The 26,163-nt window shown below is 49.1% G+C and carries 28 protein-coding genes and 1 tRNA gene; 9 read left to right on the plus strand and 20 right to left on the minus strand.

The window, feature by feature from the left end:
• Positions 1-18: 18 nt before the first annotated feature.
• On the plus strand, positions 19-1,227 hold the full coding sequence (locus tag BDT_RS10395) for a fused vitamin K epoxide reductase/thioredoxin (RefSeq protein ID WP_015091197.1): 1,209 nt from the start codon (positions 19-21) through the stop codon (positions 1,225-1,227).
• A gap of 34 nt (positions 1,228-1,261) precedes the next feature.
• Here the strand turns inward: BDT_RS10395 and BDT_RS10400 are convergent, their stop codons facing one another.
• Positions 1,262-1,852: a hypothetical protein gene (locus BDT_RS10400; protein ID WP_015091198.1), complete on the minus strand. Its 591-nt coding sequence runs from the start codon at positions 1,850-1,852 to the stop codon at positions 1,262-1,264.
• A gap of 141 nt (positions 1,853-1,993) precedes the next feature.
• Here BDT_RS10400 and BDT_RS10405 point away from each other — a divergent pair, with 141 nt between their 5' ends.
• On the plus strand, positions 1,994-3,127 hold the full coding sequence (locus BDT_RS10405) for a hypothetical protein (protein WP_015091199.1): 1,134 nt from the start codon (positions 1,994-1,996) through the stop codon (positions 3,125-3,127).
• Here the strand turns inward: BDT_RS10405 and BDT_RS10410 are convergent.
• Complete coding sequence (locus tag BDT_RS10410; protein ID WP_015091200.1) at positions 3,124-3,450, minus strand: STAS domain-containing protein; 327 nt, start codon at positions 3,448-3,450, stop codon at positions 3,124-3,126. The two genes, BDT_RS10405 and BDT_RS10410, sit on opposite strands and share 4 nt — an antisense overlap.
• Positions 3,451-3,622: 172 nt before the next feature.
• Here BDT_RS10410 and BDT_RS10415 point away from each other — a divergent pair, with 172 nt between their 5' ends.
• Positions 3,623-5,983 carry an LPS-assembly protein LptD gene (locus tag BDT_RS10415; RefSeq protein WP_235046085.1) on the plus strand — a complete coding sequence of 787 codons (2,361 nt, stop codon included), beginning with the start codon at positions 3,623-3,625 and terminating at the stop codon, positions 5,981-5,983.
• Here BDT_RS10415 and BDT_RS10420 read toward each other — a convergent pair.
• The 10 genes from BDT_RS10420 to ffh all read right to left on the minus strand — a co-directional run bounded on the left by BDT_RS10420 (position 5,980) and on the right by ffh (position 11,892).
• A complete protein-coding gene (locus tag BDT_RS10420) occupies positions 5,980-6,318 on the minus strand; it encodes a hypothetical protein (RefSeq protein ID WP_015091202.1) in 339 nt (112 codons plus the stop codon). The two genes, BDT_RS10415 and BDT_RS10420, sit on opposite strands and share 4 nt — an antisense overlap.
• 32 nt (positions 6,319-6,350) lie before the next feature.
• Positions 6,351-6,662 (minus strand): YraN family protein, encoded by a 312-nt coding sequence (locus tag BDT_RS10425; RefSeq protein ID WP_326929569.1) that lies wholly within the window; start codon positions 6,660-6,662, stop codon positions 6,351-6,353.
• Between the two features lie 40 nt (positions 6,663-6,702).
• Positions 6,703-7,320, minus strand: a complete 618-nt coding sequence (locus BDT_RS10430) for a ribonuclease HII (RefSeq protein WP_015091204.1) — start codon at positions 7,318-7,320, stop codon at positions 6,703-6,705.
• Positions 7,321-7,491: 171 nt separating this feature from the next.
• The gene (rplS, locus tag BDT_RS10435; protein ID WP_015091205.1) at positions 7,492-7,863 is read right to left on the minus strand and encodes a 50S ribosomal protein L19; all 372 of its coding nucleotides are present in this window, start codon (positions 7,861-7,863) and stop codon (positions 7,492-7,494) included.
• A 50-nt stretch (positions 7,864-7,913) separates the two neighbouring features.
• A complete protein-coding gene (locus BDT_RS10440) occupies positions 7,914-8,498 on the minus strand; it encodes an RNA methyltransferase (RefSeq protein WP_015091206.1) in 585 nt (194 codons plus the stop codon).
• Positions 8,491-9,318 carry a tRNA (guanosine(37)-N1)-methyltransferase TrmD gene (trmD, locus tag BDT_RS10445; RefSeq protein WP_015091207.1) on the minus strand — a complete coding sequence of 276 codons (828 nt, stop codon included), beginning with the start codon at positions 9,316-9,318 and terminating at the stop codon, positions 8,491-8,493. Before trmD ends, BDT_RS10440 begins: the two co-directional genes overlap by 8 nt.
• A complete protein-coding gene (gene rimM, locus BDT_RS10450) occupies positions 9,311-9,829 on the minus strand; it encodes a ribosome maturation factor RimM (RefSeq protein ID WP_015091208.1) in 519 nt (172 codons plus the stop codon). Before rimM ends, trmD begins: the two co-directional genes overlap by 8 nt.
• Positions 9,830-9,939: 110 nt before the next feature.
• Entirely contained in the window at positions 9,940-10,179 is a 240-nt protein-coding gene (locus tag BDT_RS10455; protein WP_038446499.1) for a KH domain-containing protein, read from the minus strand.
• A gap of 64 nt (positions 10,180-10,243) precedes the next feature.
• Positions 10,244-10,492 (minus strand): 30S ribosomal protein S16, encoded by a 249-nt coding sequence (gene rpsP / locus BDT_RS10460; RefSeq protein ID WP_041577634.1) that lies wholly within the window; start codon positions 10,490-10,492, stop codon positions 10,244-10,246.
• Positions 10,493-10,560: 68 nt separating this feature from the next.
• Complete coding sequence (ffh, locus tag BDT_RS10465; RefSeq protein ID WP_226988149.1) at positions 10,561-11,892, minus strand: signal recognition particle protein; 1,332 nt, start codon at positions 11,890-11,892, stop codon at positions 10,561-10,563.
• 188 nt (positions 11,893-12,080) lie between these two features.
• On the opposite strand from ffh, the gene BDT_RS10470 reads away from it, so the two are divergent.
• A complete protein-coding gene (locus tag BDT_RS10470) occupies positions 12,081-12,350 on the plus strand; it encodes a hypothetical protein (protein ID WP_148278799.1) in 270 nt (89 codons plus the stop codon).
• 349 nt (positions 12,351-12,699) lie between these two features.
• A complete protein-coding gene (locus BDT_RS10475; protein ID WP_015091212.1) occupies positions 12,700-13,203 on the plus strand; it encodes a hypothetical protein in 504 nt (167 codons plus the stop codon).
• Positions 13,204-13,260: 57 nt separating this feature from the next.
• On the opposite strand, the gene BDT_RS10480 is transcribed toward BDT_RS10475, so the two are convergent.
• The 4 genes from BDT_RS10480 to BDT_RS10495 form a co-directional block, all read right to left on the minus strand.
• Positions 13,261-16,776, minus strand: coding sequence for a hypothetical protein (locus tag BDT_RS10480; RefSeq protein WP_148278800.1), 3,516 nt, complete (start codon positions 16,774-16,776; stop codon positions 13,261-13,263).
• A 193-nt stretch (positions 16,777-16,969) separates the two neighbouring features.
• Positions 16,970-17,743 (minus strand): ABC transporter permease, encoded by a 774-nt coding sequence (locus BDT_RS10485; RefSeq protein ID WP_015091214.1) that lies wholly within the window; start codon positions 17,741-17,743, stop codon positions 16,970-16,972.
• On the minus strand, positions 17,740-18,657 hold the full coding sequence (locus BDT_RS10490; RefSeq protein ID WP_015091215.1) for an ABC transporter ATP-binding protein: 918 nt from the start codon (positions 18,655-18,657) through the stop codon (positions 17,740-17,742). The genes BDT_RS10485 and BDT_RS10490 overlap by 4 nt, the downstream gene beginning before the upstream one ends.
• Before the next feature lie 80 nt (positions 18,658-18,737).
• Positions 18,738-20,345 carry a peptide chain release factor 3 gene (locus BDT_RS10495; RefSeq protein ID WP_015091216.1) on the minus strand — a complete coding sequence of 536 codons (1,608 nt, stop codon included), beginning with the start codon at positions 20,343-20,345 and terminating at the stop codon, positions 18,738-18,740.
• Between the two features lie 301 nt (positions 20,346-20,646).
• Between BDT_RS10495 and trhO the strand changes: the two genes are divergently transcribed.
• Positions 20,647-21,699, plus strand: coding sequence for an oxygen-dependent tRNA uridine(34) hydroxylase TrhO (trhO, locus tag BDT_RS10500; protein WP_015091218.1), 1,053 nt, complete (start codon positions 20,647-20,649; stop codon positions 21,697-21,699).
• Between the two features lie 84 nt (positions 21,700-21,783).
• Here trhO and BDT_RS10505 read toward each other — a convergent pair whose 3' ends face one another.
• A complete protein-coding gene (locus BDT_RS10505; protein WP_041577637.1) occupies positions 21,784-22,755 on the minus strand; it encodes a hypothetical protein in 972 nt (323 codons plus the stop codon).
• A gap of 136 nt (positions 22,756-22,891) precedes the next feature.
• Between BDT_RS10505 and BDT_RS10510 the strand changes: the two genes are divergently transcribed.
• The 3 genes from BDT_RS10510 to BDT_RS10520 all read left to right on the plus strand — a co-directional run bounded on the left by BDT_RS10510 (position 22,892) and on the right by BDT_RS10520 (position 24,509).
• Positions 22,892-22,968, plus strand: a tRNA-Met gene (locus BDT_RS10510).
• A 209-nt stretch (positions 22,969-23,177) separates the two neighbouring features.
• The gene (locus tag BDT_RS10515) at positions 23,178-24,293 is read left to right on the plus strand and encodes a calcium:proton antiporter (protein ID WP_015091220.1); all 1,116 of its coding nucleotides are present in this window, start codon (positions 23,178-23,180) and stop codon (positions 24,291-24,293) included.
• 9 nt (positions 24,294-24,302) lie between these two features.
• Positions 24,303-24,509 carry a SlyX family protein gene (locus tag BDT_RS10520; RefSeq protein ID WP_015091221.1) on the plus strand — a complete coding sequence of 69 codons (207 nt, stop codon included), beginning with the start codon at positions 24,303-24,305 and terminating at the stop codon, positions 24,507-24,509.
• Here BDT_RS10520 and BDT_RS10525 read toward each other — a convergent pair.
• From BDT_RS10525 to BDT_RS10535, 3 genes are read right to left on the minus strand one after another with little or no spacing between them, the layout of a single operon-like run.
• Complete coding sequence (locus tag BDT_RS10525; protein ID WP_148278801.1) at positions 24,506-25,033, minus strand: transposase; 528 nt, start codon at positions 25,031-25,033, stop codon at positions 24,506-24,508. The two genes, BDT_RS10520 and BDT_RS10525, sit on opposite strands and share 4 nt — an antisense overlap.
• A 6-nt stretch (positions 25,034-25,039) precedes the next feature.
• On the minus strand, positions 25,040-25,534 hold the full coding sequence (locus BDT_RS10530; protein WP_015091223.1) for a ribonuclease H family protein: 495 nt from the start codon (positions 25,532-25,534) through the stop codon (positions 25,040-25,042).
• Positions 25,507-26,121 carry a response regulator transcription factor gene (locus tag BDT_RS10535; protein ID WP_015091224.1) on the minus strand — a complete coding sequence of 205 codons (615 nt, stop codon included), beginning with the start codon at positions 26,119-26,121 and terminating at the stop codon, positions 25,507-25,509. Before BDT_RS10535 ends, BDT_RS10530 begins: the two co-directional genes overlap by 28 nt.
• Positions 26,122-26,163 lie beyond the last annotated feature (42 nt).

Below are 26,163 nucleotides of genomic sequence, written 5' to 3' on the forward strand. Positions count from 1 at the left end.
CTAAGATTCAATGGGGTCATGAAAAACACAGCCAGTAAATCCAAGTTCCTGCTTATCGCGATGATCGCCACCCTGATCGGCGTGGGTATTCATATCTATTTGACCCTGCACTATTATGATATCAAGTTCGGCCTGTCTGCCGGCGATTCAATGTGCAATATCAATGAAGTACTGAATTGTGATGCTGTGACTGCCAGCAAGTTCTCGGCCCTTCTAGGGGTGCCGATCGCACTTTGGGGTGCGATGACCAATTTGGTTTTGGTGTATTTCCTGGGCGTCACCCGTTTCAACCTTGTGCAGGATTCAGATCGCACTTCCCGCTACGCTTTGTTGCTGTCCGGAGTGACCGTTGTGGCTTCCGTGGTGATGGGATTGATCTCTGTCACCGCGATGAGCAACCTTTGCATCTTCTGCATCAGCGCTTATGTGCTTTCCATCATTGGCTTCATCTTCACTTGGATGGGTGCTGAAGACGTTACTGCTGAAAATATCAGCAACGACATCAAAGACATCTTCACCTCGGAACGTTGGGTTGCGGGCTTCCTTTTGGCGATTCCAGCCTTCGCATTCCTGGCAAATATTATGTATCTGGAAAGCCATGGCCTGTCTGACGTTGAAAAAATGGCCAAAGAAAAAGTGGCTTACTGGCAGGTTGCTCCTCAGCAGAACTTTGACCTGACAAAGGGTCTGAGCATGCAAAAAGGCACAGAAGAACCTGTGATGACGATCGTAGAGTTTGCAGACTTCCGTTGCGGCCACTGCAAACACGCCGCTGCTCCTTTGCACAACTTCACTAAAAATCATCCGGACGTGCGTTTGATCTACAAACCATTCCCATTGGATGGCACGTGCAACGAAGCCATGAAAAACGGCGGCGGTGACGGCATCTCTTGCGGCCTGGCATTTGCGACTTTGTGTTCTGAAAAGATCGCGCAAAAAGGCTGGGTGGCGCACGATTATATCTTCGACAATCAGGAAGAAATCACGCGCATGATGAACCTGGATAAGAACCTTGAATCCATCGCAACAGCGACCGGCATCCAGCTGGAAGAACTGAAAACTTGCGTAAAAGGCACCGAGATTCCTGAGGTCGTGCGCAACACCGCCAAAGAAGGCGAAGTGGCGCAGATTCGCGGGACCCCGGCGATCTTCGTAAATGGCAAATTGCTGGACAGCGGACAACTAATCCCGGTCCTTGAAGCTGCTTATAAGACATTGAAAAAGTAAGATGAAAAACGGCCTCTAAGAGGCCGTTTTCTTTTTAGAATCCGATCATTTCCGCCAGTATGTTGGCAAGCTTCCCGAAGCCATCGTCAAACACCACAACGCTGGTCTTTGCCAGGCCATTGACGATATCCAGCCAGAACGCCAGAACAATAATCGCCAGCGATGCAAACCACGCCGCCTTCACCACATAAATGGTAGAGCGAACATCCTGAATGCGTAAATCGCCCTGAACTTTCTCAACGATTTTCAAAACATACTGAAGTTCACGGAAGTGTTCTTTGAATTTCTCACGAAGCTCCTGCTGCTTGGCACGCGTCAGGGAATTGATTCCCGGAAAGCTTCTTTTGGCTTTAATAGCATAGATCAAGTCGATGGAATGATTGATGTATCGAGTGACTTTGGACTGAAAGTTCGGGTACTCGGACGGCTTTTCCAGGAAGTCTTTCAATTCTTCGATGGCGCGATCATAGCGCTCGTCCAGAACCCACGTCAGAATGTTGTAGCGCAAAGAATCAGGCCGGCCCAAGTCCGACTTGTCGACATTCATATCGAAGAAGGCGCCTTCTTCCCTTTTCTTTGCTGGATCCGCAGCGTTTGCGGCGTCTTTTAATGCGGGTACTGACATGAGTATCTTTTCGGCTGTTTGATGGCGATATTAAGGTCTTTTGTTATTACCTAGGTCTAGTCTTAGTACCTTGGTTTGACTAATTATGTCTCATCCTGAGAACATGGACCTAGGGCGACCTAGACTTCATGGAGGAGGGCTATGGAAACCGAATCTTTCCAGACCGCGAAACTTGGACATTTAGACTTTGATTCACCCCGGGAAAACCAGCCGGTGGGCAACATCCCATTGCCTGACGAACTGCCCCGCCAGAATGATTTCAGCCATCTCCCAAAAGAGATTCTGAAGTCCTCCACTGTTGAAAATCTGATTTCACAAAATGAAGACCTGATGGCCCGCCTGAAGGTGACTTTGCGCCGTCTTTCTTTACTGGAAACTGAAAATCAGAAGTTCAGCGAAGAGGCTAACAAGGCCCGTCTTTCCCAATCCTCTGTGACTGATCAAATTCTGGTCTGGAAGGAAAAGGACAATCTGTGGAGACAAAAGATCGATCAGCTGGAAAGAGAAAAAGAAATCCAGTCTGAAAAACTGCGTGCCCTGACTGAAAAAACACAGAACATGGCCACCGAACTGGCACGCCATGAAAAGTACCATGAGCGCATTAAAACTCAGGTAAAACCTTACATTTCTGAACTGAAAGAATATTCCCGCACCCAGGACTTGCGCCTGCAGGAGCTGGAACATTCCTCCAGCCACAAAGAAGCCCAGCTGCGCGATCTGCGTCATCAAATCATCGAGGTGACCAAGAATTCCCGCTATCAAGTTGAAGCTTCCGAGAAAAAAGCTCAGGAAATGGTTCACTTCTATGAAGAACAGATCGAGCGTCTGACCAAGGAAGTGGCACAACTGCATCAGATTCAAGAAGAACTTGAAGTGAAGTCCATAAAGCTGCACAGCGCTTTGGAGCGCCAGGACACTTTGGAAAATGAAGTGGTGACTCTTCGCCGTAGCAAAGAAGAACTGAAAGACTGCTATGAGCAGGAGATCCAGCGCCAGCAGGAACGCATCAGCGAACTGACTCGCCAGAATCAAAAACTGGGTGTCGAGCATGCTGATTTGCAGATTCGCGTGGTGGAAGATCAGGAAAAAATCCAAAGACTTGAAAAAGACCACTATCAGTCCCAGGAACAACTGGAAAGTCTGAGATATATGTGGACTGCCAAAAACGAGGAAAACGAAAAACTCAAGGTTGCAGCCGCTGCTTTAGAGCGTTTAAACCTTGAGTTGAGTCAGAAACTTAATGAATTGCGGAAACAGGACGGGCCCACAGCTTAAAAGCTTTGCAGGGCCCCTTCGATGCTTTCATGCACTTCCAGGCTGGCACACTCAGAGAATGAGAAAAGGCGCTGGAAGTCCGGAGTCAGACCCGCGATCTTCACATTCATGCGGCTCCCCGCATTCAAATCATTCAAAATACCAAAGAAAGACTGAATCCCGGAAGACCCGACAAAGTGCAGGTTTTTCATGCAGAATACGACTTTACGGTCGGAGAAGTTCTGCAGACAGGCTTTTTTAAAGGACTGAGCTTTTTCGATTTCAATGCGACCGCTCAAAGACACAACGGTGATGTCACCATCGAGCACGAGTTTGACTTCCATGTTAAGACCTCATCAACCTAAGTTAAGTGTTCTATCTTAACGGCCAAAATCTATGACATTTTGAGTCCAAAAAGAGACCAGTTTCACCTCGACAAAGGCCCTAAAGCATCCCTAGAATACTTTGGTGCTTCGAAGCTGGATCGTCTTGATTTCATTTTTACTGGTGACAGTGATGTCATCTTCTTTTGCCCTGGGTGCAGAACCCATGGCGAAGATCCATGATATGTTGATCAATGCCGACAGCATGTACCGCGATACTGAAAAAGAGGTCGTGGAGCTGGAAGGCAATATCCAGATCGTCTACAAAGGCCAGCACATCAAAGCCGACAAAGCCATCACCTCGCTACGTTCCCGTCAGGTGGAACTGTACGGCAACGTCGAAATTATGGACGCCAAAAACACCATCGTGGGCGATCAGGTGTTCCTGGATTATGAAAACAACACCGGCATGATCTATAATGGATCGGTGCAATCCGGTCCAATCATGTTCTCGGGCGACGTTTTGCAAAAAACCGGCGAATCCGAATTCGTGGTGAGTTCTGCTGATTACACCGCCTGCACCAACTGCCCGGCTTCCTGGAGTTTCTCAGGCACCACGGTGCGCGCCGAACTGGGCGGCTATGCTTATATCAAGAATGCCGTTCTGCGCTTTGGCCATGTGCCGGTTTTCTGGATGCCATATCTGATTGTCCCGCTTAAAAGTGACCGTCAGTCAGGCCTGCTGACTCCGACCTTTGAAGTTTCTGACAAGGGGGGCTTTGCGATCTCCCAACCGTACTTCTGGGCGATTTCCCGCAGCACCGATGCAACGTTTGAAGTAAAAGACTACGCCAAGCGGGGCCTTAAGGGTTTGGTCGAATATCGCTACATGCTGAATGATACATCCAGCGGAACGATGAATTTCGGAACCATCTTTGACCAGGCGTTCGCACAAGATGACCGCTTGAATTTATACCGCCCGGCCAGCGAAAAAGGCGACCCTTTAGAGCGCTGGTTCCTGCGTTATGATCATTACTATGACATGCCGGATGGCATCGTTCACCGCGCCCAGTTGAATCTGGCCAGCGATCTGCAATATCCCAAGGACTTCCCGACCGAGACACTGAATCACGGTGACTCGGCGATGGAAAACCGCATGTCCTTCACCAAAAACACTCTGGATCAGCACTACAGTGTCGATTCATCGTACTATGTGAACATGCTGCACGGAAATCCACAGGAAGGAAATGAAGACGCCGTTCACCGCATTCCTGAACTGCGCTTCTCGCAAACCCAGGAAAATATTGGCGAGACCAATTTCATTTACTCATTGAATTTGACCTATGTGAATTTCACCCGCGCCGGTCAGGCCTATGACGACATGACCGAACAAACCATCAACGGGAACAAAATCCGCTTCCCAACCAACACATGCAACGACCCGCGCTGGGAAGACAACCCCAACTGCCGTCGCGTGTATGATGGGTCCTACAATCCAGGCCTGGATCAGATCCGCACCGGTCAGCGTCTGGATTTCATGCCGGCCCTTTATTACCCGATCAAATTCGGCGACGGTCTGGATGTGATTCCGGCGGTCAGCTATCGCGAAACCCACTACGGCTTCAACATCGACGAAGACCAGTATCTGTCCCGCCGCTACATCCGTACCGAAATCGGCGCGCGCACAAATTTGAGCCGCATCTATGGCGACACGGTAAATTCAAAAGCCACTCGCTATAAACACGAGATCATCCCGGAAGTGATCTACACCCGCCTGCCGTGGGTGTCCCAGGATGACAATCCGTTCTTCGGCACTGGTTCAATTTCAGATGCGCCGTACACGGCCCGTGACAGCATCACGGATCTGGACATCGCCAGCGACTATGGCGTGCAGTTTGACTATTATGACCGCGTCTATGACCGAAACCTGGTGACGCTGGCTTTGACGAACAAGATCACGGAAAAACGCTGGATTGGTGACCGTCCTGAATACCGCCAGGTCGGTTATCTGAAACTTGCGCAGTCTTATGACGGCACCCAGGAAAACAAAGTCGGCGTGAAAGAACCTTGGTCAGATCTGACCGCCACTTTGGATGTGCGTCTGGATCGTTTCCAGACTTATTCCATCTTCAACTATTTCCCTTATCAGAACGTGACCAACGCGTCTTCGCGTGTGCGGTTGTTAAATGATATGGGTCAGTTCTTCCAGGTGCAGCTGACTCGTCAATACAAGGTCACTCCGGGGCAATCCGCGAACACCAGCGATCGCCAGGAAGATTACACGTTCTCGGCGGGCTTCACTTCCAGATTCATCAACTTGATGGGTAAGTTTGTATATGACGCCAACTGGGCGGAATCAACGACTCGCGATCAGGTGAAATCCTGGGCGTACATTGCGCAATTCAAACCGCCGGGCGATTGTATGATGATCACCTTCATTCACGATCAGGTGACCGGTGGGGATACCAACTTTAAATTGAATTTCGAATTCACATTCGATGGAAATCCAAAACCGGCCTTGCCACCAGAAGCTTTGGATTCATACGGATTCTAAAAACTCAAAACCGTGGCGAACACTTCAGCTCCATCAATCTGACCTTTTTCGAAAGTCGGCGCGATGGCAAAATCCGGCTGCTGAGACAGCTCCGGTTGTTTGTTCATGGAATAAACCCCATAAGCGATTCCCGCATACAAACCCAATGAAGCCCCGCGGGCCACGTTGTTCCAGCTTTGACTGGGTTTGTCTTCCACCGCCAGACTGACCACGCCGACTGCCGCCCCACCCAACGTTCCCCACGCACAGCTGGTCAGAAAGCGCTTCAGGCTTTGCGCCTGGACGGATTGAGTTAGAAGCAGAACCAGAATCAAAAGTGGCAGGATTTTTTTCATAAGACATTGTCCCCTGAAAGCGGGGTTTTCAGTCAATCACTGATGTCTTCAAAGACCGTGATCTCACCGTCTTTCGTGACAAAGGCCCAGTGAATTTCAACCAGCACATCCCAGCGCGCCGCCAGAAACAGCATCGCCCGCACCAAACGGGCTTTTTGCTTTTTAGTGATTCGAAAGGGCTGAAAGTCAGACAGGTTGGTGGTTTTAACCTCCACCATCAATAACGTCTGCCCGGAGGTTTTGAACAGCAAATCCACTTCAGCAAAGGGGGTTTTCACTCGCTGTCCCAGCAAGTGAAAAAGTTTACGCTGATAGTATTCGATAACCAGAGACTCGGACTGCAGTCCCCGTTCATGCGCCCAATAGACTGAGCGCTCAGAATTATTACACGTATTCTTTGACGCCCGCGAAGGATCTGCGGTGAGCGATGCACGGCCCGTGGTCGACGATGCTTTGTTTGTGAACCGGCGTGGAGTAGCCTTTGTGAATTTCGAATCCATAGTGCGGGTACTTCACTCCCAGATCTTTCATCAGACGATCACGGGTCACTTTCGCAACAATGGAGGCCGCCGAAATCGGAGCCACTCGCAAGTCACCTTTTACAATGGTGCTTTGTTCGAAGCCTTTTAGATTCGGAATCTTTTTGTTGCCGTCCACCAGAACATGACCGCTCTTCACTCCCAATTTTTCCACCGCACGTTTCATCGCAAGCAGTGAAGCATTAAGAATGTTGATTTCGTCGATTTCTTCAACGGAAGCAGAACCGATACCAACTATGTGTTCTTTTAAAATAAGATCCGCCAGTTCTTCGCGGCGTTTTTCGGACAGAAGCTTGGAGTCAGTCACAAGGTCATTCAAAGCATCGGACTTGAAAATCACCGCCGCCGCATAAACGGGACCCGCTAAACAGCCACGACCCACTTCATCCACGCCAATGATCGGAGTGGGCGAAAAATCACGCCATTCAATTTTCGGGAATTCGACTTTTTCTTTTTTAGCCATGCAGAGTGCCTCGATGTAAGGCTTGCGATACTACAAATAAGCGGGCCCGCGGGTCACGCTGAATGTGACTGCGTCGACGACAATGTTCCTGACAGACGTCAGAAAAAACAAAAGACCCGGAATCGTAAAATCCCAGGTCTTTGCATAAAAGCTGTATTTAGTTTTAAAAAACTAGTCTGCTTTAGCGGAAACCAGCTCAGATTCAATCTTAGCTGCTTTACCTTTAAGAGCGCGAAGGTAGTAAAGTTTAGAACGACGTACTTTACCTACGTTTACGATCTCAACTTTATCCAAAGCTGGAGATGCGAACGGGAAAGTTCTTTCCACGCCAACACCAGCGGACATTTTACGAACTGTGAAAGACTTCGCTGCACCAGATCCTTGGATCTTAGTTACGATACCTTTGTAAAGCTGAACACGCTCTTTCTCACCCTCTTTTACTTTAACGAATACGTTAACAGTATCACCAGAGTTGAAGGACTGGATATTTTTGTTAGCAGCTTTAACACTAACGCGACGAACGATGTTTGTTTCTTTAGCCATTGCTTAAAATCCTTATAGCAGTCAATTTTCACAAAAAGTAAAACAAGGGTCTACCATGGACCCATGACACGGTCAAGACAGATACTTACGGCAGATCTTACTGAAAGATGCCGATAATCTTTGGGGGGAGCACCCCTAATGCTCTCCAGAACCCCTGACGAGGATCTGATGAGGTCTTCCGTCAAACCGAAGCCTGTTCCAAATAGCATAAAAACTGGCTTTTTGGCCACATGCATTTCATTACGCAGCTCGGCAAACGAGTACTTATGCTTCGCCCACTCCGTACGGGCGGTTGTAGCGATCGTCAAGGCCTCTGGGACATTCCAGTCCTCAAATGCCTTTTCGACGCTCGCAACGGCCTTTACGTTCCCCAGGGCGGTCTTTCTCATGGGGTTGAACTTGGAGCCCTGGCCGGTACGCCAGTGATCCAGCACGCGATCCACAAACATCAGCTGCTCTTGCATGGGATGGATGATGTAATATTTTTCCACCCCGAAGACGGTCGCCGCGCGGGCGATGTCATGAATATCAAAATTGGTCACGTTGGTGGCCACTGTTTTCTGCATGCGATCTCGCACCGGATAGTGGACCAGCCCAATCGCCAGACGGGGCACGTAAGGTGTTTCTTCAGCCATTGAAGCTTTCCTCATTCAGGTCCTCAAGACCCAAAACTTCGCGATCCTGAGGGGATAGTTGCTGCCAGAACTTAAAGAGCTCCTTCAGGGGCTCTGCCGTTTTTTTCTTTTTCAATGCGCGGTACTTTTCACGCTCTTCCGCCAGATAGATGATGAACAGATCCGGGCGTTTCTTTAAGGTCACCAACGCCGAAACTTTCTCTTTCCAGTCGGCGATCAACTTGTGATTGCCACCCAAAAGAACTTCGGGAACATCCTGCCCTAAATACTGGCGAGGACGAGTGAAATTGGGATGCTCCAGAAGACCTTCTGAAAAACTGTCCTTGTCCGCTGAATCCACATGCCCCAGCACACCGGGAATGAAACGCGAAAGTGCATCGATCACCACCAGCGCCCCCAGCTCGCCGCCGGAAAGCACATAATCCCCTACAGAGATTTCTTCATCCACATAGCTGTTGATGATTCGCTGATCGATCCCGCCATAACGGCCACAGACCAAAACCAGATGTTCTGCCTGGGATAATTCACGGGCCTTGTCATCCGTGAGCACCGAGCCTTGCGGCGACAGATAGATGATCTTGGAATTCTTATGTTGCACTTTTTGAAGGGATTTTTCGAGAGTCTCGGACAGCATGATCATGCCGTCACCACCGCCAAAGGGACGATCGTCGACCGTGCGGTGTTTGTCGGTGGCAAATTCGCGCGGAGTGTGCGCCTGCACCGACAAAAGATCACCCTTTAATGCCTGCCCCAGGACGCCGTGAGACACCGCGCCCTGGATCATCTCAGGGAAAAGAGTGATCACATCGATTTTAAGCATTTTCGATATCGAAAAGCCCTTCAGGCAAATCCATCACGACAGCCTGATGTTTGAAGTCGATTTTTTTGATGAAAGCATCAACGAACGGAACTTCCGCTGTTTTACCGTCAACAGTTTCAACCACCAGCAAATCCTGAACACCGTTAGAGGAAAAACCAACGATTTCGCCCAATACGGTTTGTTCTGGATTCTTCAACTTGAAGTTTTTAATCTCAGACAGGAAGATGGTTTCACCCGGCTTGGACACCATCAGGTCTTCCTCGATGAAGAATTCCATGTGCTCCAGACCTTCGGCAGCGGTGCGATCAGCCACTTCAGCAGCTTTTACGATCAGACCTTTTTTGAAAGGCTTGGTGCGCTCAACAGTGAAAGTTTTGATTTCATCTGAGTCTTTGGCTTTAAGGCCAAAGGTTTTCATGCGTTTTGCCCAGGCAATTTCACCAGAGAAGACCAAAACATAAAGGTCTCCTTTAAGGCCGTGAGCTTCGCGAATTTTTCCTACCAATTTCATTTTACGACTCCAGTGAGACGGCACTTAAGTCCGCCAGCACAAATAAGAAAGGGGTCACCTATTTGGTAACCCCTTCCATGAGAATTAACTCTAAATTTACTTAAACCAAACTATTCAACGATATCCAGGTGATAACGTTTGTTAAGCTTAGTACCCGCAGCGCGGATGATAGTTCTCATCGCAGCAGCGGTTTTACCTTGCTTACCAATTACTTTCCCAAGGTCTTCTTTATCGACCTTCAAAGCAAGAAGTGTGGTTTGCTGACCAGGGATTTCATCAACTTCGACATTTTCAGGTTTGTCCACAAGGGACTTCGCCATGAACTCAACGAGGTCTTTCAAGCTATCCATATTTACCCCCACAGATAGTACCTACCTGATCTAGTTTAGCAAAACCAAGTAGGAAGCCAACAACTTATTTAGCTTGAGCCAATTTGATCACGTGTTTTACGCGCTCTGAAGGTTGTGCACCTTTTTTGATCCACTCTTCAACTTTAGCCAGATCAAGCTCAATCTTTTTGTCGTTACCTTTTGGAGATGGAATGTAAGTTCCAAGAATATCAAGGAATTTACCAGTCACATAACGACGGGAATCCGCTACAGTAACGCGGTATTTAGGTTCATGCTTAGCGCCCATACGAGCCAAACGAATTACAACTGCCATTTCTAAACCTCATGTATCAAAAACAGTAAGTCCAAGTTTGTACTTGGATCGTGGTTAAATATCAAGCCCTAAAATGGAAACTTCATTCCGCCCCGGCCCATACCCATTTTCATCATACCGCCCATCATCTTTTTTGCATCCTCAAACTGCTTTATAAGCTTGTTCACGTCCTGAACTTGAGTTCCGCTCCCCTTCGCGATCCTTTGACGACGCGAAGCGTTTAAAATCTTATGGTTATGACGTTCCTGATAGGTCATGGAGCGAATGATCGCTTCAATCTTTTTCATTTCTGCATCCGGAGGGGTCATATTTTTCAGCTGCTTGCTGAGCTCACCCATGCCCGGTAAAAATTTCAAAATACTTTCAAAGCCGCCCATCTTCTTGAGCTGCTGGATCTGAGTCAGGAAATCCTCCAAAGTGAACTCATTCTTCATGAGTTTCTTCGCGGAATCACGCGCAGACTTTTCATCAATGACTTCCTGGGCTTTCTCAACCAGAGACAGTACGTCGCCCATGTCCAGGATACGGCCGGCCAGACGGTCCGGGTGGAAGACTTCCAACGCCGTGACTTTTTCACCAATACCCAGGAATTTAATTGGGATCCCGGTCACTTCACGGATCGACAAGGCCGCACCACCGCGCGCATCCCCGTCCACCTTGGTCAGAACCAGACCTGTCAGATTCAGGCGTTTGTGGAAGCCTTCAGCCACGTTCACGGACTGCTGACCCAGCATCGCATCGGCCACCAACAGAATCTCCTGTGGCGTCCAGATTTCTTTCAAACGACCCAGTTCACCCATCAGATCTTCATCGATCTGCAGGCGTCCTGCCGTATCGACAATGACCACTTCGACCATGTTGTCGCGAGCCCATTGTTTGGCTTTTTCCAGAATTTCTTCCGGCTTCATGCCCACTTGGGTTGGGAATGTCGGGATGTTGTTCTGCTTACCCAGAACCTGCAACTGGTCGATCGCGGCCGGACGATAGATGTCGGCTGGAACCAAACCCGGTTTTTTATTCAGTTTCTGGCGGATATAAAGAGACAATTTCGCAGCCGACGTGGTTTTACCCGCCCCCTGCAAACCCACCAAAAAGATCACGCTTGGGTTTTCACGAACGTTGATATCAACCGCGCCGCCACCAAGAACGTTCACCAGTTCGTCATGGACGATCTTTACGAACATCTGGCCGGGATTGACGTTGGTCAGGACGTCCTGACCCAGGGCTTTTTCCTTCACCTTATCGATAAAGGTTTTCACCACTTTGAAGTTCACGTCAGCTTCAAGAAGACTCAGACGGATTTCCTTGATGACTTCCTCAATATTGGCTTCGCTGATCTTATGCTGACCGCGGACCTTTTTAAGGCTTGTCATGATTTTATCTGATAGATTCTCAAACATGTGAAACTCCTGAAGGATCATTCTTTATAACAACTCTGCCGGAATGACAAAGAACCACCCCTAACGCAGCGCGCCCCGAGAGCGGTTCCAAGGCTCACTTCACTTTTGGAATAATATACTCCGGCGGAGCGTCAATCCATTCTTTCTCCACGCTTTGTGTGTATGAGAGTCCGCAAAGGGGCATTTTTATGAAAAAAATTGTACTTGTTTCTGTATTGGGGACTGCCGCAATCGCAAATGCGCAGACAGGACTAAGAACTACTCACACTACGACAATGGACGGTCTTCGCGACGCCCGCAAACAGATGGAAGTTCAAACTGAAAATTCCATTCTGGAAAAACTGGAAGCACAACGCATGGAAGACGAGAAAAAACGTTTCCGTGAATTTGACTCTTTGAACTTCAGCGTGGTGAACGACGGCACACAAACGTCCGCACCGACGACTTCTTCATTCTAAAAAACCGGAATTTCGCGGATTTTTTCGAAACACTTTCTGGGCTTTTTTGCCAAACGATTGTTTCACAAAATCCCGCGACCGCGATCTCGATTTAACTGAAAAATGGGCGTAAAACTTGCGCCCATTTTTAATTTCTTTTTTGAACCTCTACACGTTTGAAATGGTTTTTTTCTCGGAATTCTGTGGATACACACGGAAAGCCACGGTTTTTTCGTGTCAGTTGCCAATTACATTTTTGTATTTAGACCGTTCCACGAATTTCTTACTAGGTTTTGTCGTGCGCTTTTGGAGTGTTTTGCTCCTTTTGCGAAACAAACAATAACCACACCAACTTTGGTAAGGAGTTCCGATGAAAAAGGTTCTATTCACAATGGCCGCACTTTTGGTTTCTGTCAGCGCTCACGCTGTTCACCAGGGCAGTTCCTGGTCTGAAATCTTCGCGTCCCGCCACGCCGTGGTGACTCACGGTTATCGCTTGGGCGGTATCAAACTGGAAAATGCCTGTATGACCGACACCGAGATTCGTTCCATCACTCCAACGCGTGAGTGTGCGGAACTGGTGCCTCGCCAGGTGGGCAATCCGAACAGTGAACAAGGTGGTTACACTGAGTGGGTTTGTGCCCGCTATGAAACCACAACCCTTGTTGTTGATCGCAGCTATGAGCAACCCGTTTGTGAAGAGTTCACTCCTGCCAACGGCGAACAAACTCCAGAGTGCACACGCTTTGGCTCTAGAACAGTGACTGTGCCTCGCACTATCGACACGCAAGTGATCATTTCTCGTGGCGAAGCAGACCAGTCCTTCTGGAAGCGCTTCACCTTCCCTACTTGTGAAGGCGTATACCCTCACTAAAAAAGCAAAGGCCCTGAATTTTCATCAGGGCCTTCCTTTTTTTTGCGAATGAATCACTTATTGAATTGAAATCTGCGAGGCTGTGCAAGGGTTCGCCGCACAACGCCCCAGCACCATGTTGCCTGAGGAGGTTCGTTCCAGCTCCCCTGGAAGTTCGGCCACCAGATCAGAGGGCAGAAGGATAGAGTCTGTCACTGCTCCGTCCGCAACATTGAGCACCGGCAAAGTTGAAACGGCCTGGCCGTTTAGCGTGGAAAACACACCTTCCAGCAACAACTTCCCGGAAGATACTTCCCGCACCGCCGCGATCAGATTCGGAATCACCATAACATTGGCAATCGTTAACGACACACTGTGAACAAATCCCGCATCAAACGTTTCCTGCGCAACTTTGTACCGGGCCAGCGAAGTGGCGACACCATTGGCTGTACTGATTCCACCGATATACACACTGTCACCGCTGGAGGTGATGGACATTTTCAGATTTAGCATCGCCATAAACGGTTCCGACACCAGTCCCGGGATCGCGGAAAGCGAGTCCTGACCTTTCGTGAACAAGTCAGCTGCATTCTTGATGCGCACAAAGTTCGACCCGGCGACAAAATTCACCGCAGTTTCAGAAAGATCTGTCGCATCCACAATTTTCAGACTTTCAAAATTACCAATCAGGAACATCTGACCGTCATTTAAAACAGCATCCAAAGACCCCGTAGCCATTGTCCCGGAAATCAAAGCATAACGATCAGACTGAAGCTGACCATTTACCAGCGCAAAGGACTGAATCCCCCCGGTCGCGGCAATATAAAGCTGCGATCCGGATTTCAGAATACGGGCCTTGCTTGAGGCAACAAAATCCACCACGCCCGGAACCGGCACATTGGTGACATCTCCACTGCCCGGATCAAAAACAACCACCGAAGAAGTCAAAGGATGTGAATTCAGCTGTGTTCCGTTTTTCTGAACCACCAGAAGCTTCCCATCCACGTCAGCAAGACCCAGAATCTCTCCGTCGAAATCAACAAAACTGAGTGACTTGTCAGCATTGGAAACTTTCAGCAGCGGAGAAACAGCCTGGTCGTTAAAATATAAGCTGGAAAGATAGAAAACAATATCACCGTTGGCCTGTTCAATGGGCTTCGCGTGACCAAAGAAAGTCGCCCGTGGCTGAAATTTAAAATACAAATCAGAAAACTTGCCCGCATCCGTACCGGTCGCCGCATCATAGACATGCATATAGATTTTTTCCGGAAGAGCCGCATCGAAACCGTCGTCATCGCCCGAAGGCACAATGACCTTGTCCTGGAAACGGTACATTCGGTAAGTTTTCCAGTGATTGATCAGGTCATGGCTGTAGTTCGCGCCGTTGCCCCCAAAGTCCTGCACAATGCTTTGCGCTGGCGCATTAATGGAAACAAAAGAGTTAATAACTTTGCACGAGGCCGGAAAGCTCGGGCAATTATGAGCGCTGTTGCCGCTGTTGAAGACCGCCGGATCCGCCAGAACGGAAGACCCTGTCATATAAAGAATGTCACCGCTAAGAATCAGTCTGGTTTCAGCGTTGCTGGTATTGATGAATCTTTCCCAGACCACTGACGAATTTGTCACGTCATAAATGACCAGACGGCCGTCATCGGTGTCCCCATGCATGAAGGCCTCGTATTTTGCATTCCTCGCATAACCAAACACATGACGAACCCCGCTTGCAAAAACTGCCTGAGTGATCGCGGTGGGTGGTACGAGCGTGTCGTTGGCGGTATTCACGGTGTAAAGCCCCCCGTCGAAGACGCCGCCATAGTTTGTGCCGGAAAAACAGATTCCAGCAGAAGACACTATATATTCAGAACAAAAGGCCCCTGAATTCACCGGAGTATCCAAGGTGGTGATATTGCCGTTCAAATCGAAAACCAGCAATTTCGCGCTGACAGGATAGTATGCGAAAAGTTCGCCCTGCCACGAAGTGAATTGAGGGTATTCCCCATAGGCCGGAAGAATTGTCACATTCGCTGCCGGACTGATAACACCTGTCACGGCAGCCCCGGTCAGCTTGTTATAGACTTCCAGCTGACGCACACCCGGATGCCAGTTATAAATGAAAAGATAATCCCCAACCATTGAAACGGAGGAATTACCAAACGTCTGATTCACACTTCCCAGAAATGCGTTTCCGTTTTGAGTGTCATAGGTGTAAGCCCCGTTAAAATGAATCAGACTAAGCTGGCCGCTTTCATATTGAATGCTTTGAAACGAATTTATCCCCGGAACGATTTCGGTGGGATAAAACGACGTCACCAAAGATGCCGCCGCCGAAAACTGAAATTCTGCCACCGGCAGATCGCGAACGATGTTTTTTCCCGGGCCGTCGAACGCAGTCACATCCATTGGATAGTCCCCGGCAAAAAACAGCGAGTTTTGTTCATTCACCTGCAGGATTTTACGCGGAAGAAGGCTTGCGTTAGGCACGGTCACAGTCATCACAGGAGTATCATACAAATGCGCCCCCGCGTGGCTGTAGACTTTAAAATAATATTCTTTGGTCGTATCAAACACCGCATTATCAAAAACCATCACGACCACGTAATCTTTAAGGACCTGAACGCTTTCCACCAAAACATTCTGCAACTCGATATCCGCCACAGCGGGGTCGTCCACATAAGATGACGTCAGCTTTCTTAAAACCAGGCGATTATAATAGGTGATTCCCTCATAAACCCGGGTCTGGGAACGATCGACATAAAGCTTGCGTGAAGAAACAGTGGGATCCCACGACTTGGTTGAAAACAAGGTCGTGGCCTGACCGGCCTTATTCAGGAAATAATATCCCTTTTTAGGATTACCGTGATAACTGCCTGCCTTTCGAAAGGTCACAGTGCTGGCATCATCCTGAATAATCTCGGCTCCGCCGACAAAAGTGGGATTCCAGGATGTCAGCTGCCCCGTTGCAAGATCCACGGAAAAAGCACCGACCCTTTCAACACCGTTCACCGCCTCAAAAACACCGCTGACGTACAGGCGATTGTTTTTCACGATCATTCCATGCAGGTCGTGGGCCGAATAGCTGGTGCTGGACCAGGTCAGTTTAAGTACTGGAAAGGAATTGTCCAGCGTCAGGTCAGGTCGGAATTTTAAAACATTTATCTCTGAAGCCGAGTCCGTGATAGACTTATAAAAGCGTCCATACACATAGATATTGCCTGCAGCATCCACGGCGTTGGCAAAAATATCACCCGCATATCCACCCAGACCCACCGAGCTCAATGAAGGGGTTCCGTTGGCGTAACTGATCTTTAAACCATGGGAGGCAATATTCGTGGCATTGTTAAAGCTGCCTCCGATAAAGATATTGTCGTCCACGCTGGCGGCAGCCTTCATGGGACCATTAACGATAATTTTATAATTGGAAAGATTTGTCAGCGTCCCGCTATCACCCTCGGATCCGCCATCACCCGTGCCTGGGTCGATGCCGATAGCTTCCTTCAGTTCACCGAAAAATTCGGCGTTCAGGGAACATCCTGACGTGAGCAATGAAAGAAGAATGAAGAATCCAATCATTCTAAAACGTACCAGTATTCGCATAGCTTACTCCGCTATGTAATACATCGGAATATTGCGAGAAAAACCATGCTATTTACGAATGATTCTGTTCCCATTTTCGATGAAAACGTCTCAATCAGGGACACACCACCCGTTCGAATGAGTCAGCCCGGGTTTATTCAGAAAATATTTTGAAGGAACCTCTGGTTTATCAGCGATGCCATGACGGATGATCCTACCAGCGCTGGAAGGATCCTTTGCGCAAAGAAAGTCGTGCGACACCATAGAACACACCAATTCCGATCAGGGAAATAAAGGCGGCGGTCCAGACATTCACATCACTGACTCCCAGAATTCCATAACGAAGACCGTTGATCAGATACAGCAACGGATTGGCTTTGGAAACCGCCTGCCAGAATGGATGCAAGTGTTCGATCGACAAGAACACACCACCCAGATAAGTCAGCGGAAGCAAAATGAAAGCGGAAAATGCCGACAATTGATCAAAGGTGTTGGCCCAAAACGCAATGCTGATGCCGATCATTCCAAAGATCAGACCGGCCAGCACCACAAAGAACAATGCTGCCACCGGGTGAGCAATCACCAGCCATGTGCCATTTTGGTAGTACATGAACAAAGAACCCACGATGTAAGTTATCACCGCCACGATACTTCCGCGAACCAGGGCCGCAAGACTCATGGCCCAGATGATCTCCTGATCAGTGACGGGAGCCACACGCAGATCTTCCAGATCGCCTGAAAATTTGGACGACACAATCGAAGAGGATGAATTCTGAAAGGCATTGTTGATAATACCCATCATCATCAGACCCGGAATCAGGAAGCTAAGATAACTTACGCCCTGGTGTGAAGCCATTTGTTCACCCAAAGACACACCAAAGATCAAAAGATACAGGAAAGAGGAAATAAACGGCGTCACCACCGTCTGCACCAGAACTTTCAGGAATCGTGCAATTTCACGCTGGAAAATAGTCACAAAACCGGTCATAGCGACACCTGCGATTCTTTCTTGGTAACAAGCTTCAGGAAGGCGTCTTCCAGACTGCCTTCCTCGATCTGAACATCAGCGATCAGCCCTGTCGGGATGCTGACTTCGCTCAGGAATTCACCCAGGGTTTTATTCTGAGGCACAACGAAACTGTATTCTTTCCCGTCCACTTCAGTCAGATAGTCAGACTGAATCAGATGTTTTTCGGTCAGAAGAACACGGATTTTTTTATGCGTGTATTCGCGGATAATGGCTTTGGTATCCCCCAGAACCACCAGAGATCCCAGATTGATAATGCCGACGCGGTCGCACAGCTGCTGGGCTTCTTCCAGATAGTGAGTCGTCAGCAGAATGGACATGCCTTCGCCGCGAAGCTCTTGAACAAACTTCCACAGGTCTTCACGCAGACGAATGTCGACCCCGGCCGTGGGTTCATCCAAAAGCAACAGCTTTGGATTGTGAACCAGAGCCTTGGCGATCATCAAACGGCGCTTCATCCCGCCGGAAAGCTGTTTTACTTTTTTATGGCGGTGTTCGTACAAAGACAGTTTTTCCAGCAGGAAGTGAATGCGTTCTTTGTTTTTACGCAGACCATAGTAACCAGAATGGAAGGTCAGGATTTCTTCAACGTCGAAGAAACCGGAAGTAATCACTTCCTGATGCACGACGCCTATTTGTTTTTTTGTGAACATCGGATCATTGCAAACATCCACACCGAACACTTTCACCGTCCCCGAGGTGGGCTTTTCAAGCGTCGTGATGGTTGAAATAATCGTCGTCTTACCCGCCCCGTTAGGCCCCAGCAGACCGAAAATCTCGCCGGGTTTTACGGAAAAGGTCATACCCTTCACCGCTTCGACGGTGCCGCCGCGGTAGGTTTTTCTGAGGTCAGTAATCTCTAATGGCAAATTCATAGTTGCTACTCCAGCTTGCGCGGCTGCCGCCGCTTCAGCACTGTGGCTGCGCCCTACTCCAGCTTCCGGGTCACTGTGCGCTAGCGAGCGCGCGAGATACTAGTGTGGAATTCCACTGTTGGGTTTTCGCGCTTCAGCCAGTTTAGATCCCATTCCTGATTTACCAGAACAACCGGATTATTCTGCAGATCACGGTACATGTTCGCGCCACCTTTAAGGTCTGTGACTGGTTTGCCATCTTCCGTGCGCGGCCAGCGGGCCACGCCGTATGGCAAGCGGTTCAGCTTCACTTCCAGATTGTACTCGTCCTGCAAACGACGGATCAGAACTTCAAACTGAAGTTCACCGACGGCACCGATGATCGGATCCTGATGGCCGACGATAGGATCAATAAACAACTGAATCGCACCTTCTTCAGAAAGGTGGTTCAAGGCTTCATTCATTTTCTGACGTTTCAGGGCGTCTCGAACAGACAGTTTCCCGAACAGTTCCGGAGCAAACTTCGGAATGTCCTCGAAATGAACTTTACCAGAGGCATAAACACAGTCGCCGATAGCAAAGTTACCGGTGTCACCGACCCCGACGATATCGCCCGCGTAAGCATCATCCACAGTTTCTTTGTCAGCTGCGACAAACTGACTGGCATAGGACAGGCGCAGCTCTTTGTCATGACGGGAATGTTTCACCTTCATGCCACGCTCGAACTTACCAGAGCAGATACGGATAAAGGCAATACGGTCGCGGTGACGCTTGTCCATATTGGCCTGGATTTTAAATACGAAACCAGAGAAGTTCGCATCACAAGGATCCATTTCCTTGCCATCTTTCAGATGACGAGGTTGTGGGCCCGGAGCGTACTTGGTGAAGAACTGCAGGAATGTGTCCACCCCGAAGTTCTGTTTCGCAGAACCAAAGGTCACCGGCGAAATAGTGCCGTTCAGGAATTCATTCACATCAAATGGCGGCAATGCGCCTTCGATCAGATCCAGTTCTTCCAGAACCTGGTCAGCGGATTCCTTATCCAGATAGTCATAAAGGATTTTATCGTCTTTGCCTTTTTCAAATGGAATGATTTTGTAGTCTTCCACTTCTTCACGGCGCTGATCATAGATCCAGATTTCTTTGGTCAGACGGTTGTAGATACCACGGAAGCGCTGACCGATGCCCAGAGGCCAGGTCACAGGGTAGCACTGCATGTTCAAAGTCTTTTCAACTTCATCAATCAACGTCAGCGGATCTTTACCTTCACGGTCCAGTTTGTTCACGAATGTGAAAATCGGGATCTTGCGCAGGCGGCAGACTTCGTAAAGTTTTTTAGTACGTTCTTCCACACCCTTGGCAACGTCGATCAGCATGCACGCGGATTCCACGGCCATCAATACGCGGTAAGTATCCTCAGAGAAGTCTTTGTGTCCCGGTGTGTCCAGCAGGTTCACACGCAAACCGTCGAAATCAAAGGTCATCACGGAAGACGTGATGGAGATCCCTTTTTCGCGCTCCATGGCCATCCAGTCGGAGGTCACAGCCTTCGTCCCCTGCTTGCCCTTTACTTCCCCGGTTTCGTGAATCACGCCCCCGTGATAAAGCAATTTTTCTGTCAGCGTGGTCTTACCGGCATCCGGGTGAGAGATGATCGCAAACGTACGGCGACGCTGAATTTCTTTTTGGATCTGAGGAGTGACTTGCATTGTGGAATCTTTCCTTTGAAAACTCCTTTTTACGGGGAAATCCGACGGGTTACAAGCATTTGCCGCACTGCCCTTGGCGCCCGGAACCCTCCTTGGGTGGATTTGTGCCCAACCTGACGGCGATCATGCCCAAAACCGGGCAATTCATACAGACTTCTCCTCGTTTTCCGGACGGAATGACGAGGCCCCCTTGCGCCAGAACACAAAAGCCCTTATAACCGTCCGACTACTTTGAACTCCCCTTGGTTTGGAGCCAAGCTACCCGGACGCTCGCGCGCCGGCAGGACACGAAGGTGACACAATGTCTGAATCGCTGAACTATTATGTTACGGCTTATTATCGTTTTACTAAACTGGCAGATCTGCCAGCCATCCAAAAAGCTCTGGAAGACAAAGCGGAAGAACTCAACGTCAAAGGACTCGTGATCCTGGGCGACGAGGGCTACAATTCCACATGTGCCGCTTCTTCCATGGAATCTTTTGAAGCCTGGAAAGCGTTCATTCGCGAATACTTCAATTCTCCGGATCAGTTTTTTAAAGATTCCGATTCGACGAAGTCCCCGTTCCGCCGCTTCAAAGTCAAAGTTCGTAACGAGATCGTGACCACGGGTATTCCAGGAGTGATGCCTCCGGAAGGTGTGAATCATCACCTGACACCAACCGAGTGGAACAAAGTCATGAAAGAAGAATCTGACTATGTGATGATCGACACGCGCAACTGGTACGAATACAAAATCGGAACCTTCAAAGGCGCCCTGAATCCCAATATTGAAAAGTTCACGGAATTCCCGCAATACATCGAAGCGCAAGGAATTCCTAAGGACAAAAAAATGCTGATCTTCTGTACTGGTGGCATTCGTTGTGAAAAAGGCATCCTGGAACTTCAGGACAAAGGGTACAACAACGTCTTCCAGCTGGACGGCGGTATTCTGAATTATATGAAAGAATACCCGAACGATCAGTTCGAGGGCGAATGCTTCGTCTTTGACCACCGCGTGGCGGTCGATCAGAACCTGCAACCCTCCACCAAGTTCGGCCTGTGCCCGCACTGCGGTCAGCCTGCGACAATCAATGTCGACTGCAAACGCTGTGATTCCCATGCGCTGGTTTGCGAAGACTGTGTCAAAATCGATTACGCCAAAGACACTTGCTCAAGAAACTGCGCTTACCAGCTGGAAAAACATCCGGCCCGCAAGGGTCAGAAACAACTGGTGCCGTTTGAAATCGAAAAGATGAAAGCCGAAGGCAAGGACACCGGAACAGTTCCACAGATTCGTGTGACTCGCACCAAGTACATTTCACTCAACAAGAACGGCGAAGCGGAAACCCGCTCCACCAAAGAAACTGCTGAGTAGGCGCCAGCCACAGTTCTGCAGCGGCGGTTGCGGCGGTCGCCACAGTGCTGCAGCGGCGGTAGCCGCGAAAGCTGAAGTAGCTTTCTATTTTCCTGAGGGGGCTTTCTGAGCCCTCTCAATATCCCGCGCAAACAAGCTGACAACCCAGGAATCATTCACACCCACGCGGGTGCTGTTGAATTGAACTTTGACCCTGGAGCGATAAGCCGGATCATAGCCGATCGCCTTGGCATCAAGACCCGCGCTGTCCAAAAACCTGGACATCTCGGCGGAGGCTTCATCAGCATTGAACTCGCCCCCGGCATTGATGTTCTTTTCCATCTGATCACAGAAATCCAAAGTTGCTGAGTCACGCGCCAGTTCGGGCTTCGCTGCCACGGCCCGGGCCAGATAGTGCATGTTATAGCTTTTTTGCAGAATCTGATCCATGTCGACTGTGTGCTTTTGCAGGTAATCACCCGCGCGATAGATTTCGTAATAGAACTCAGCTTTTTTCAGCAGACCCTGATCATTCTTTGCATCGGCGCTCATGATCTGTTCCACCACTTGTTCCATGCCTGGTGCACGAAAGATGAATCGCAAGATAGGTGCTGCGGTTTCAACCATCGGGTCATGATTTCCATCGGACAAACTGCTGAAGAAGTATTTCGCGGAAGCATTTTGCGGATCACGCAAAAGCCCGCTGTGTGCTGCTTTTTCAAGATTGCGACAACCATCCACCAGGGGCTTGCGAGGATCCGCGAAATCCTTCAGCAAAACATCCACGGTGTCTTGCGCCAGTTTTTCACGGGCATTCATCGCTGGTGTGGCCGCAGGTGTTGCTGAAGACGTTTCCGCGGTCGCGGAAGATTTATCAGAAGTGTTAGCTGTTAAGGATTTCGCAGCATCCGTGCTTGAGCTTTGAGCAGTTTTTTGCAGTGCTGGCGGAGTCAGGGCTTTTTTCAGATCAGAAGCTGAGGGAAGTTTGGAAAGGCCCCAGAATAAAAAACCCACCAGACCCACTGCTGAAATAACAAAGCTGATTCCCAAAATTTTTAGCAAGTTTTTCGCATTCATATTCATGCCTCCTGCAACACAGTCGAACTGAACCATGAAACACGAGCACTGACAATGATACATGGTGCTATATTAAAATTATTAATAAGAGGGGTTGACCCCTCGGCGCTTTGCACCTATACCTATGTTTCCTTGTCGCGGGGTGGAGCAGTCTGGTAGCTCGTCGGGCTCATAACCCGAAGGCCGTAGGTTCAAATCCTGCCCCCGCAACCAATAAAGGCTCGATGGTAAACCATCGGGCCTTTTCCATTTCTACGCCTCGAAAAAATTAGATTCTATTTTACCCACTCTACAACACCCTGATCCTCCGTCTGCTTTTCGTTCTCAAATAGTTAATTTCTTGGATTATTTCGGATTTATGCTTGCGCACAAGGACTGTCCCGTTCTAAGGCTTTTATTCAACACTTAGCAGGAGGACACCCATGATCATGAGCACAGCCCAATTCATCCGAAAAGGACTCGAACCCCAGCATTTGATTTCCTCCGTCAGTTTCATCGTGTTCCTGGTGTCGTCAATGTTTGCCGAAGGCAATATGTGGATCACTGTGACCGCGGCGGTGTTCCTGGGTGTGGCAGTGATGTCCTCTGTCCACCACGCTGAAGTTATTGCCCACAAAATTGGCGAAGGCCTGGGGACCTTGGTTCTTGCTCTTTGCGTGACGATCATCGAAGTGGGACTGATTGTGTCTTTGATGAACCAATCCACCGTCAGTGCTGATTCGGCTGTATTGGCCCGTGACACGATTTTTGCCGCGGTGATGATCATCACCAACGGGATGGTGGCACTGTGCCTGATTCTGGGCGGTATGAAGTACAAAGAGCAGGAGTTCCAGGTTCAAGGCTCAAAAAGTCTGATGGTTGTTTTGATGACCCTGGCCCTTTTGGTGTTTGTGCTTCCCAATTTCACAACCACAACCGCAGTAGGCACCTACAACCCGCCACAAATGATCTTCATTGGTATCATCTGCGTGGTTTTGTATCTTCTGTTCATTCTGTTCCAGACCACCACACACAAAACCTACTTTGAGGCCGTGGACACCAAGAGTGATATTTCCCCGATTGATCCCACTCATGAAATCACTAAATCCGACGCCTGGCTGAGTTTTATTTCCCTGTCTGTCAGTCTGATTGCCGTGATCGGTCTTGCAAAAATGATCTCGCCATTGATTGAACAGGGTGTGGACTATGTCGGCGCTCCAAAATCGATGGTGGGTCTTTTGATCGCAGGTATCGTGTTGCTGCCAGAGACCTGGGCCGCTATCAACGCCGCACGTGCCAACCGCCTGCAAACCAGTCTGAATCTGGCGCTGGGCTCTGGTATCGCCAGTATCGCACTGACGATCCCCACCGTCATTGCATTCTGCCTTTACACGAACCAGACACTGATGCTGGGCCTGGATCCTAAAAACATGGTCTTTTTGATTATGACATTCATGGCCGGCATGATCACACTGGGAACCGGAAAAGCCACCTTGCTTCAAGGGGCGGTTCACGGCGTGATTCTATTAACTTACTTTGTGATGTCCTTCATCCCTTAAGAGGATTTTATGAGCGAAGACAGATTCGTTGATCTTGAAATCAAGCTGACTCACCAGGAACAAAAGCTGGAAGAACTGCATCATGTAGTTTATGAACAGCAAAAGACCATCGACAAAATGGAGACCCTGCTTCAGGGTCTGACCAATCGACTGAAAGAAGTTCTGGGAACCGAAGGTGATGAGATTCGCGGCAATGAAAAGCCGCCTCATTACTAGATGTCTTTTTCAGAAGCCTGATACAGAGGCAGTGCCGGAGGAACAACCCCCTGCTGCTTCATCAGCTCAGGATCGCGCAGTTGAATTTTGATTGAATTGAATCCATGACGGTCGATGAAACGAATTACAGTTTCGTCGCCCTCCACCTGAGCACCCGACACAAACAAGTGCATATCAAACAACGGACGGATCGCCCTAAGGCGCAAGACGCCGTCAGCCACATCCCACAAACCCTGTCCGTCGCCCAGCTTGTCCACCTGATAATAGAATTTGCCATTCGTGAACAGCGCCATTCGCATTGGGTAATCAGAGCCTGTTTCAAGAAGTTTTACCTGATCCAGCTTTTCCACAGCACTGTCCATTTGCTCGGCAGGATTCACAAAGCGGCCATAGAATTCGGCATCACGCTTATTTGCAGTCATGGAGCTCATCGGAGAACAAGCCGCAAACAAAGTACACAAAGACAACGCCAGGATGATTTTGGATTTAAGCATGAAATAATGATGACCTTGAGCTGGTCTCAAGTCAACTCAGGACCCAGACCGCGCTTGGATACAAAGCATATCACATCGTTCGTTGTGCTTAATTCCCGAATGCGCCTTCACCCATTTCCATCGCACGTCCCGCATCGACAACAGCAGATCCAGTTGCTTTAGCTGATTGACCTGGGGAATCGGCTGACCGCGGGACTTCACCCAGCCCAGAGCTTTCCATTCCGGGACCTTTTGCAGGGTCTCAATCAGGACTCGCGAGTCGGTGTAAATTTCAATACGGGATTTTTCCGGCAAAGACGACAGTGCCTCGATGGCGGCCTGAAACTCCATCTGATTGTTGGTGGGTTTTAAAGAGGCCCCGCTGCATTCACGAAGCACGCGGTTACGACGAACAATCACATAGGCCCAGGAACCCCGACCGTTCTTTACACTGCCGTCGGTGTACACTTCAAAGCGCGGCAGAAAAAATCTGCGCGCTTTTTGGATGATTGCTTGAATAGGTTTTAAGATAGCCCCTGCTTCGTTACCCACATGGCAACTTCCACAGAAGTGTTCACGCCCAGTTTGGTCATGATATTGGTCTTGTGAGTTTTGATCGTCTGATCAGAACAACCCAAAGCTTCGGCGATTTCTTTATTGGAACGGCCTGTGGCAACCATTCTTGCCACTTCGACCTCTCGCTTGGTCAGAACTTCCACACCCGCCTTATCAATGGCCTGGCGGATATTGTCTGAAAGGAAGCGATCTCCATTTTTCAAGGCCAGCAGCGCTTTGGGCACGTCCTCGATGTAGGACCCTTTGCTGACAATCGCCACCACCGGGGAATTCCAGTAAGTTTTCAAAATGGCTGATTCCAACGACTGAGTGAATACGATCACGCGAATAGATGCGTTGAACTTGCGGATAAAATCCAGAACTTCAAAACCGCTGGAGCCACGAAGATGGTGGTCCAACAAAATCACTGTTGGATTTTCAGTTTGAATCATCTGCAGGGCGCGGACGGCTTCCTCAGCCTCTCCTACCACGGTGAAAGTATCAGAAAGACGCTCCACCTCGGTTTTTAGGCCGGCGCGGACAATCGGATGGTCATCAATAATCAAAACTTTTTCCAAACTCATACTAAAAGTCTTTACGCCCGGCCCAAAAAAGTCAATTCAGGG

The sequence above is a fragment of the Bdellovibrio bacteriovorus str. Tiberius genome (assembly GCF_000317895.1).
Taxonomy (GTDB): Bacteria; Bdellovibrionota; Bdellovibrionia; order Bdellovibrionales; family Bdellovibrionaceae; genus Bdellovibrio; species Bdellovibrio bacteriovorus_F.

Coding starts and splice junctions, on each gene's coding strand:
- BDT_RS10495 (WP_015091216.1), bottom strand. CDS start 20,345: ATGCAAGTCACTCCTCAGATCCAAAAAGAAATTCAGCGTCGCCGTACG.
- rimM (WP_015091208.1), bottom strand. CDS start 9,829: ATGAAATTGGTAGGAAAAATTCGCGAAGCTCACGGCCTTAAAGGAGAC.
- BDT_RS10470 (WP_148278799.1), top strand. CDS start 12,081: ATGAAAAAAATTGTACTTGTTTCTGTATTGGGGACTGCCGCAATCGCA.
- BDT_RS10490 (WP_015091215.1), bottom strand. CDS start 18,657: ATGAATTTGCCATTAGAGATTACTGACCTCAGAAAAACCTACCGCGGC.
- BDT_RS10410 (WP_015091200.1), bottom strand. CDS start 3,450: ATGGAAGTCAAACTCGTGCTCGATGGTGACATCACCGTTGTGTCTTTG.
- BDT_RS10535 (WP_015091224.1), bottom strand. CDS start 26,121: ATGAGTTTGGAAAAAGTTTTGATTATTGATGACCATCCGATTGTCCGC.
- BDT_RS10415 (WP_235046085.1), top strand. CDS start 3,623: ATGTCATCTTCTTTTGCCCTGGGTGCAGAACCCATGGCGAAGATCCAT.
- rplS (WP_015091205.1), bottom strand. CDS start 7,863: ATGGCTAAAGAAACAAACATCGTTCGTCGCGTTAGTGTTAAAGCTGCT.
- BDT_RS10455 (WP_038446499.1), bottom strand. CDS start 10,179: ATGGATAGCTTGAAAGACCTCGTTGAGTTCATGGCGAAGTCCCTTGTG.
- BDT_RS10485 (WP_015091214.1), bottom strand. CDS start 17,743: ATGACCGGTTTTGTGACTATTTTCCAGCGTGAAATTGCACGATTCCTG.
- BDT_RS10520 (WP_015091221.1), top strand. CDS start 24,303: ATGAGCGAAGACAGATTCGTTGATCTTGAAATCAAGCTGACTCACCAG.
- BDT_RS10440 (WP_015091206.1), bottom strand. CDS start 8,498: ATGGCTGAAGAAACACCTTACGTGCCCCGTCTGGCGATTGGGCTGGTC.
- BDT_RS10515 (WP_015091220.1), top strand. CDS start 23,178: ATGATCATGAGCACAGCCCAATTCATCCGAAAAGGACTCGAACCCCAG.
- rpsP (WP_041577634.1), bottom strand. CDS start 10,492: ATGGCAGTTGTAATTCGTTTGGCTCGTATGGGCGCTAAGCATGAACCT.
- trhO (WP_015091218.1), top strand. CDS start 20,647: ATGTCTGAATCGCTGAACTATTATGTTACGGCTTATTATCGTTTTACT.
- BDT_RS10475 (WP_015091212.1), top strand. CDS start 12,700: ATGAAAAAGGTTCTATTCACAATGGCCGCACTTTTGGTTTCTGTCAGC.
- BDT_RS10505 (WP_041577637.1), bottom strand. CDS start 22,755: ATGAATGCGAAAAACTTGCTAAAAATTTTGGGAATCAGCTTTGTTATT.
- BDT_RS10400 (WP_015091198.1), bottom strand. CDS start 1,852: ATGTCAGTACCCGCATTAAAAGACGCCGCAAACGCTGCGGATCCAGCA.
- BDT_RS10420 (WP_015091202.1), bottom strand. CDS start 6,318: ATGAAAAAAATCCTGCCACTTTTGATTCTGGTTCTGCTTCTAACTCAA.
- BDT_RS10395 (WP_015091197.1), top strand. CDS start 19: ATGAAAAACACAGCCAGTAAATCCAAGTTCCTGCTTATCGCGATGATC.
- ffh (WP_226988149.1), bottom strand. CDS start 11,892: ATGTTTGAGAATCTATCAGATAAAATCATGACAAGCCTTAAAAAGGTC.
- BDT_RS10480 (WP_148278800.1), bottom strand. CDS start 16,776: ATGCGAATACTGGTACGTTTTAGAATGATTGGATTCTTCATTCTTCTT.
- BDT_RS10405 (WP_015091199.1), top strand. CDS start 1,994: ATGGAAACCGAATCTTTCCAGACCGCGAAACTTGGACATTTAGACTTT.
- trmD (WP_015091207.1), bottom strand. CDS start 9,318: ATGCTTAAAATCGATGTGATCACTCTTTTCCCTGAGATGATCCAGGGC.
- BDT_RS10430 (WP_015091204.1), bottom strand. CDS start 7,320: ATGGCTAAAAAAGAAAAAGTCGAATTCCCGAAAATTGAATGGCGTGAT.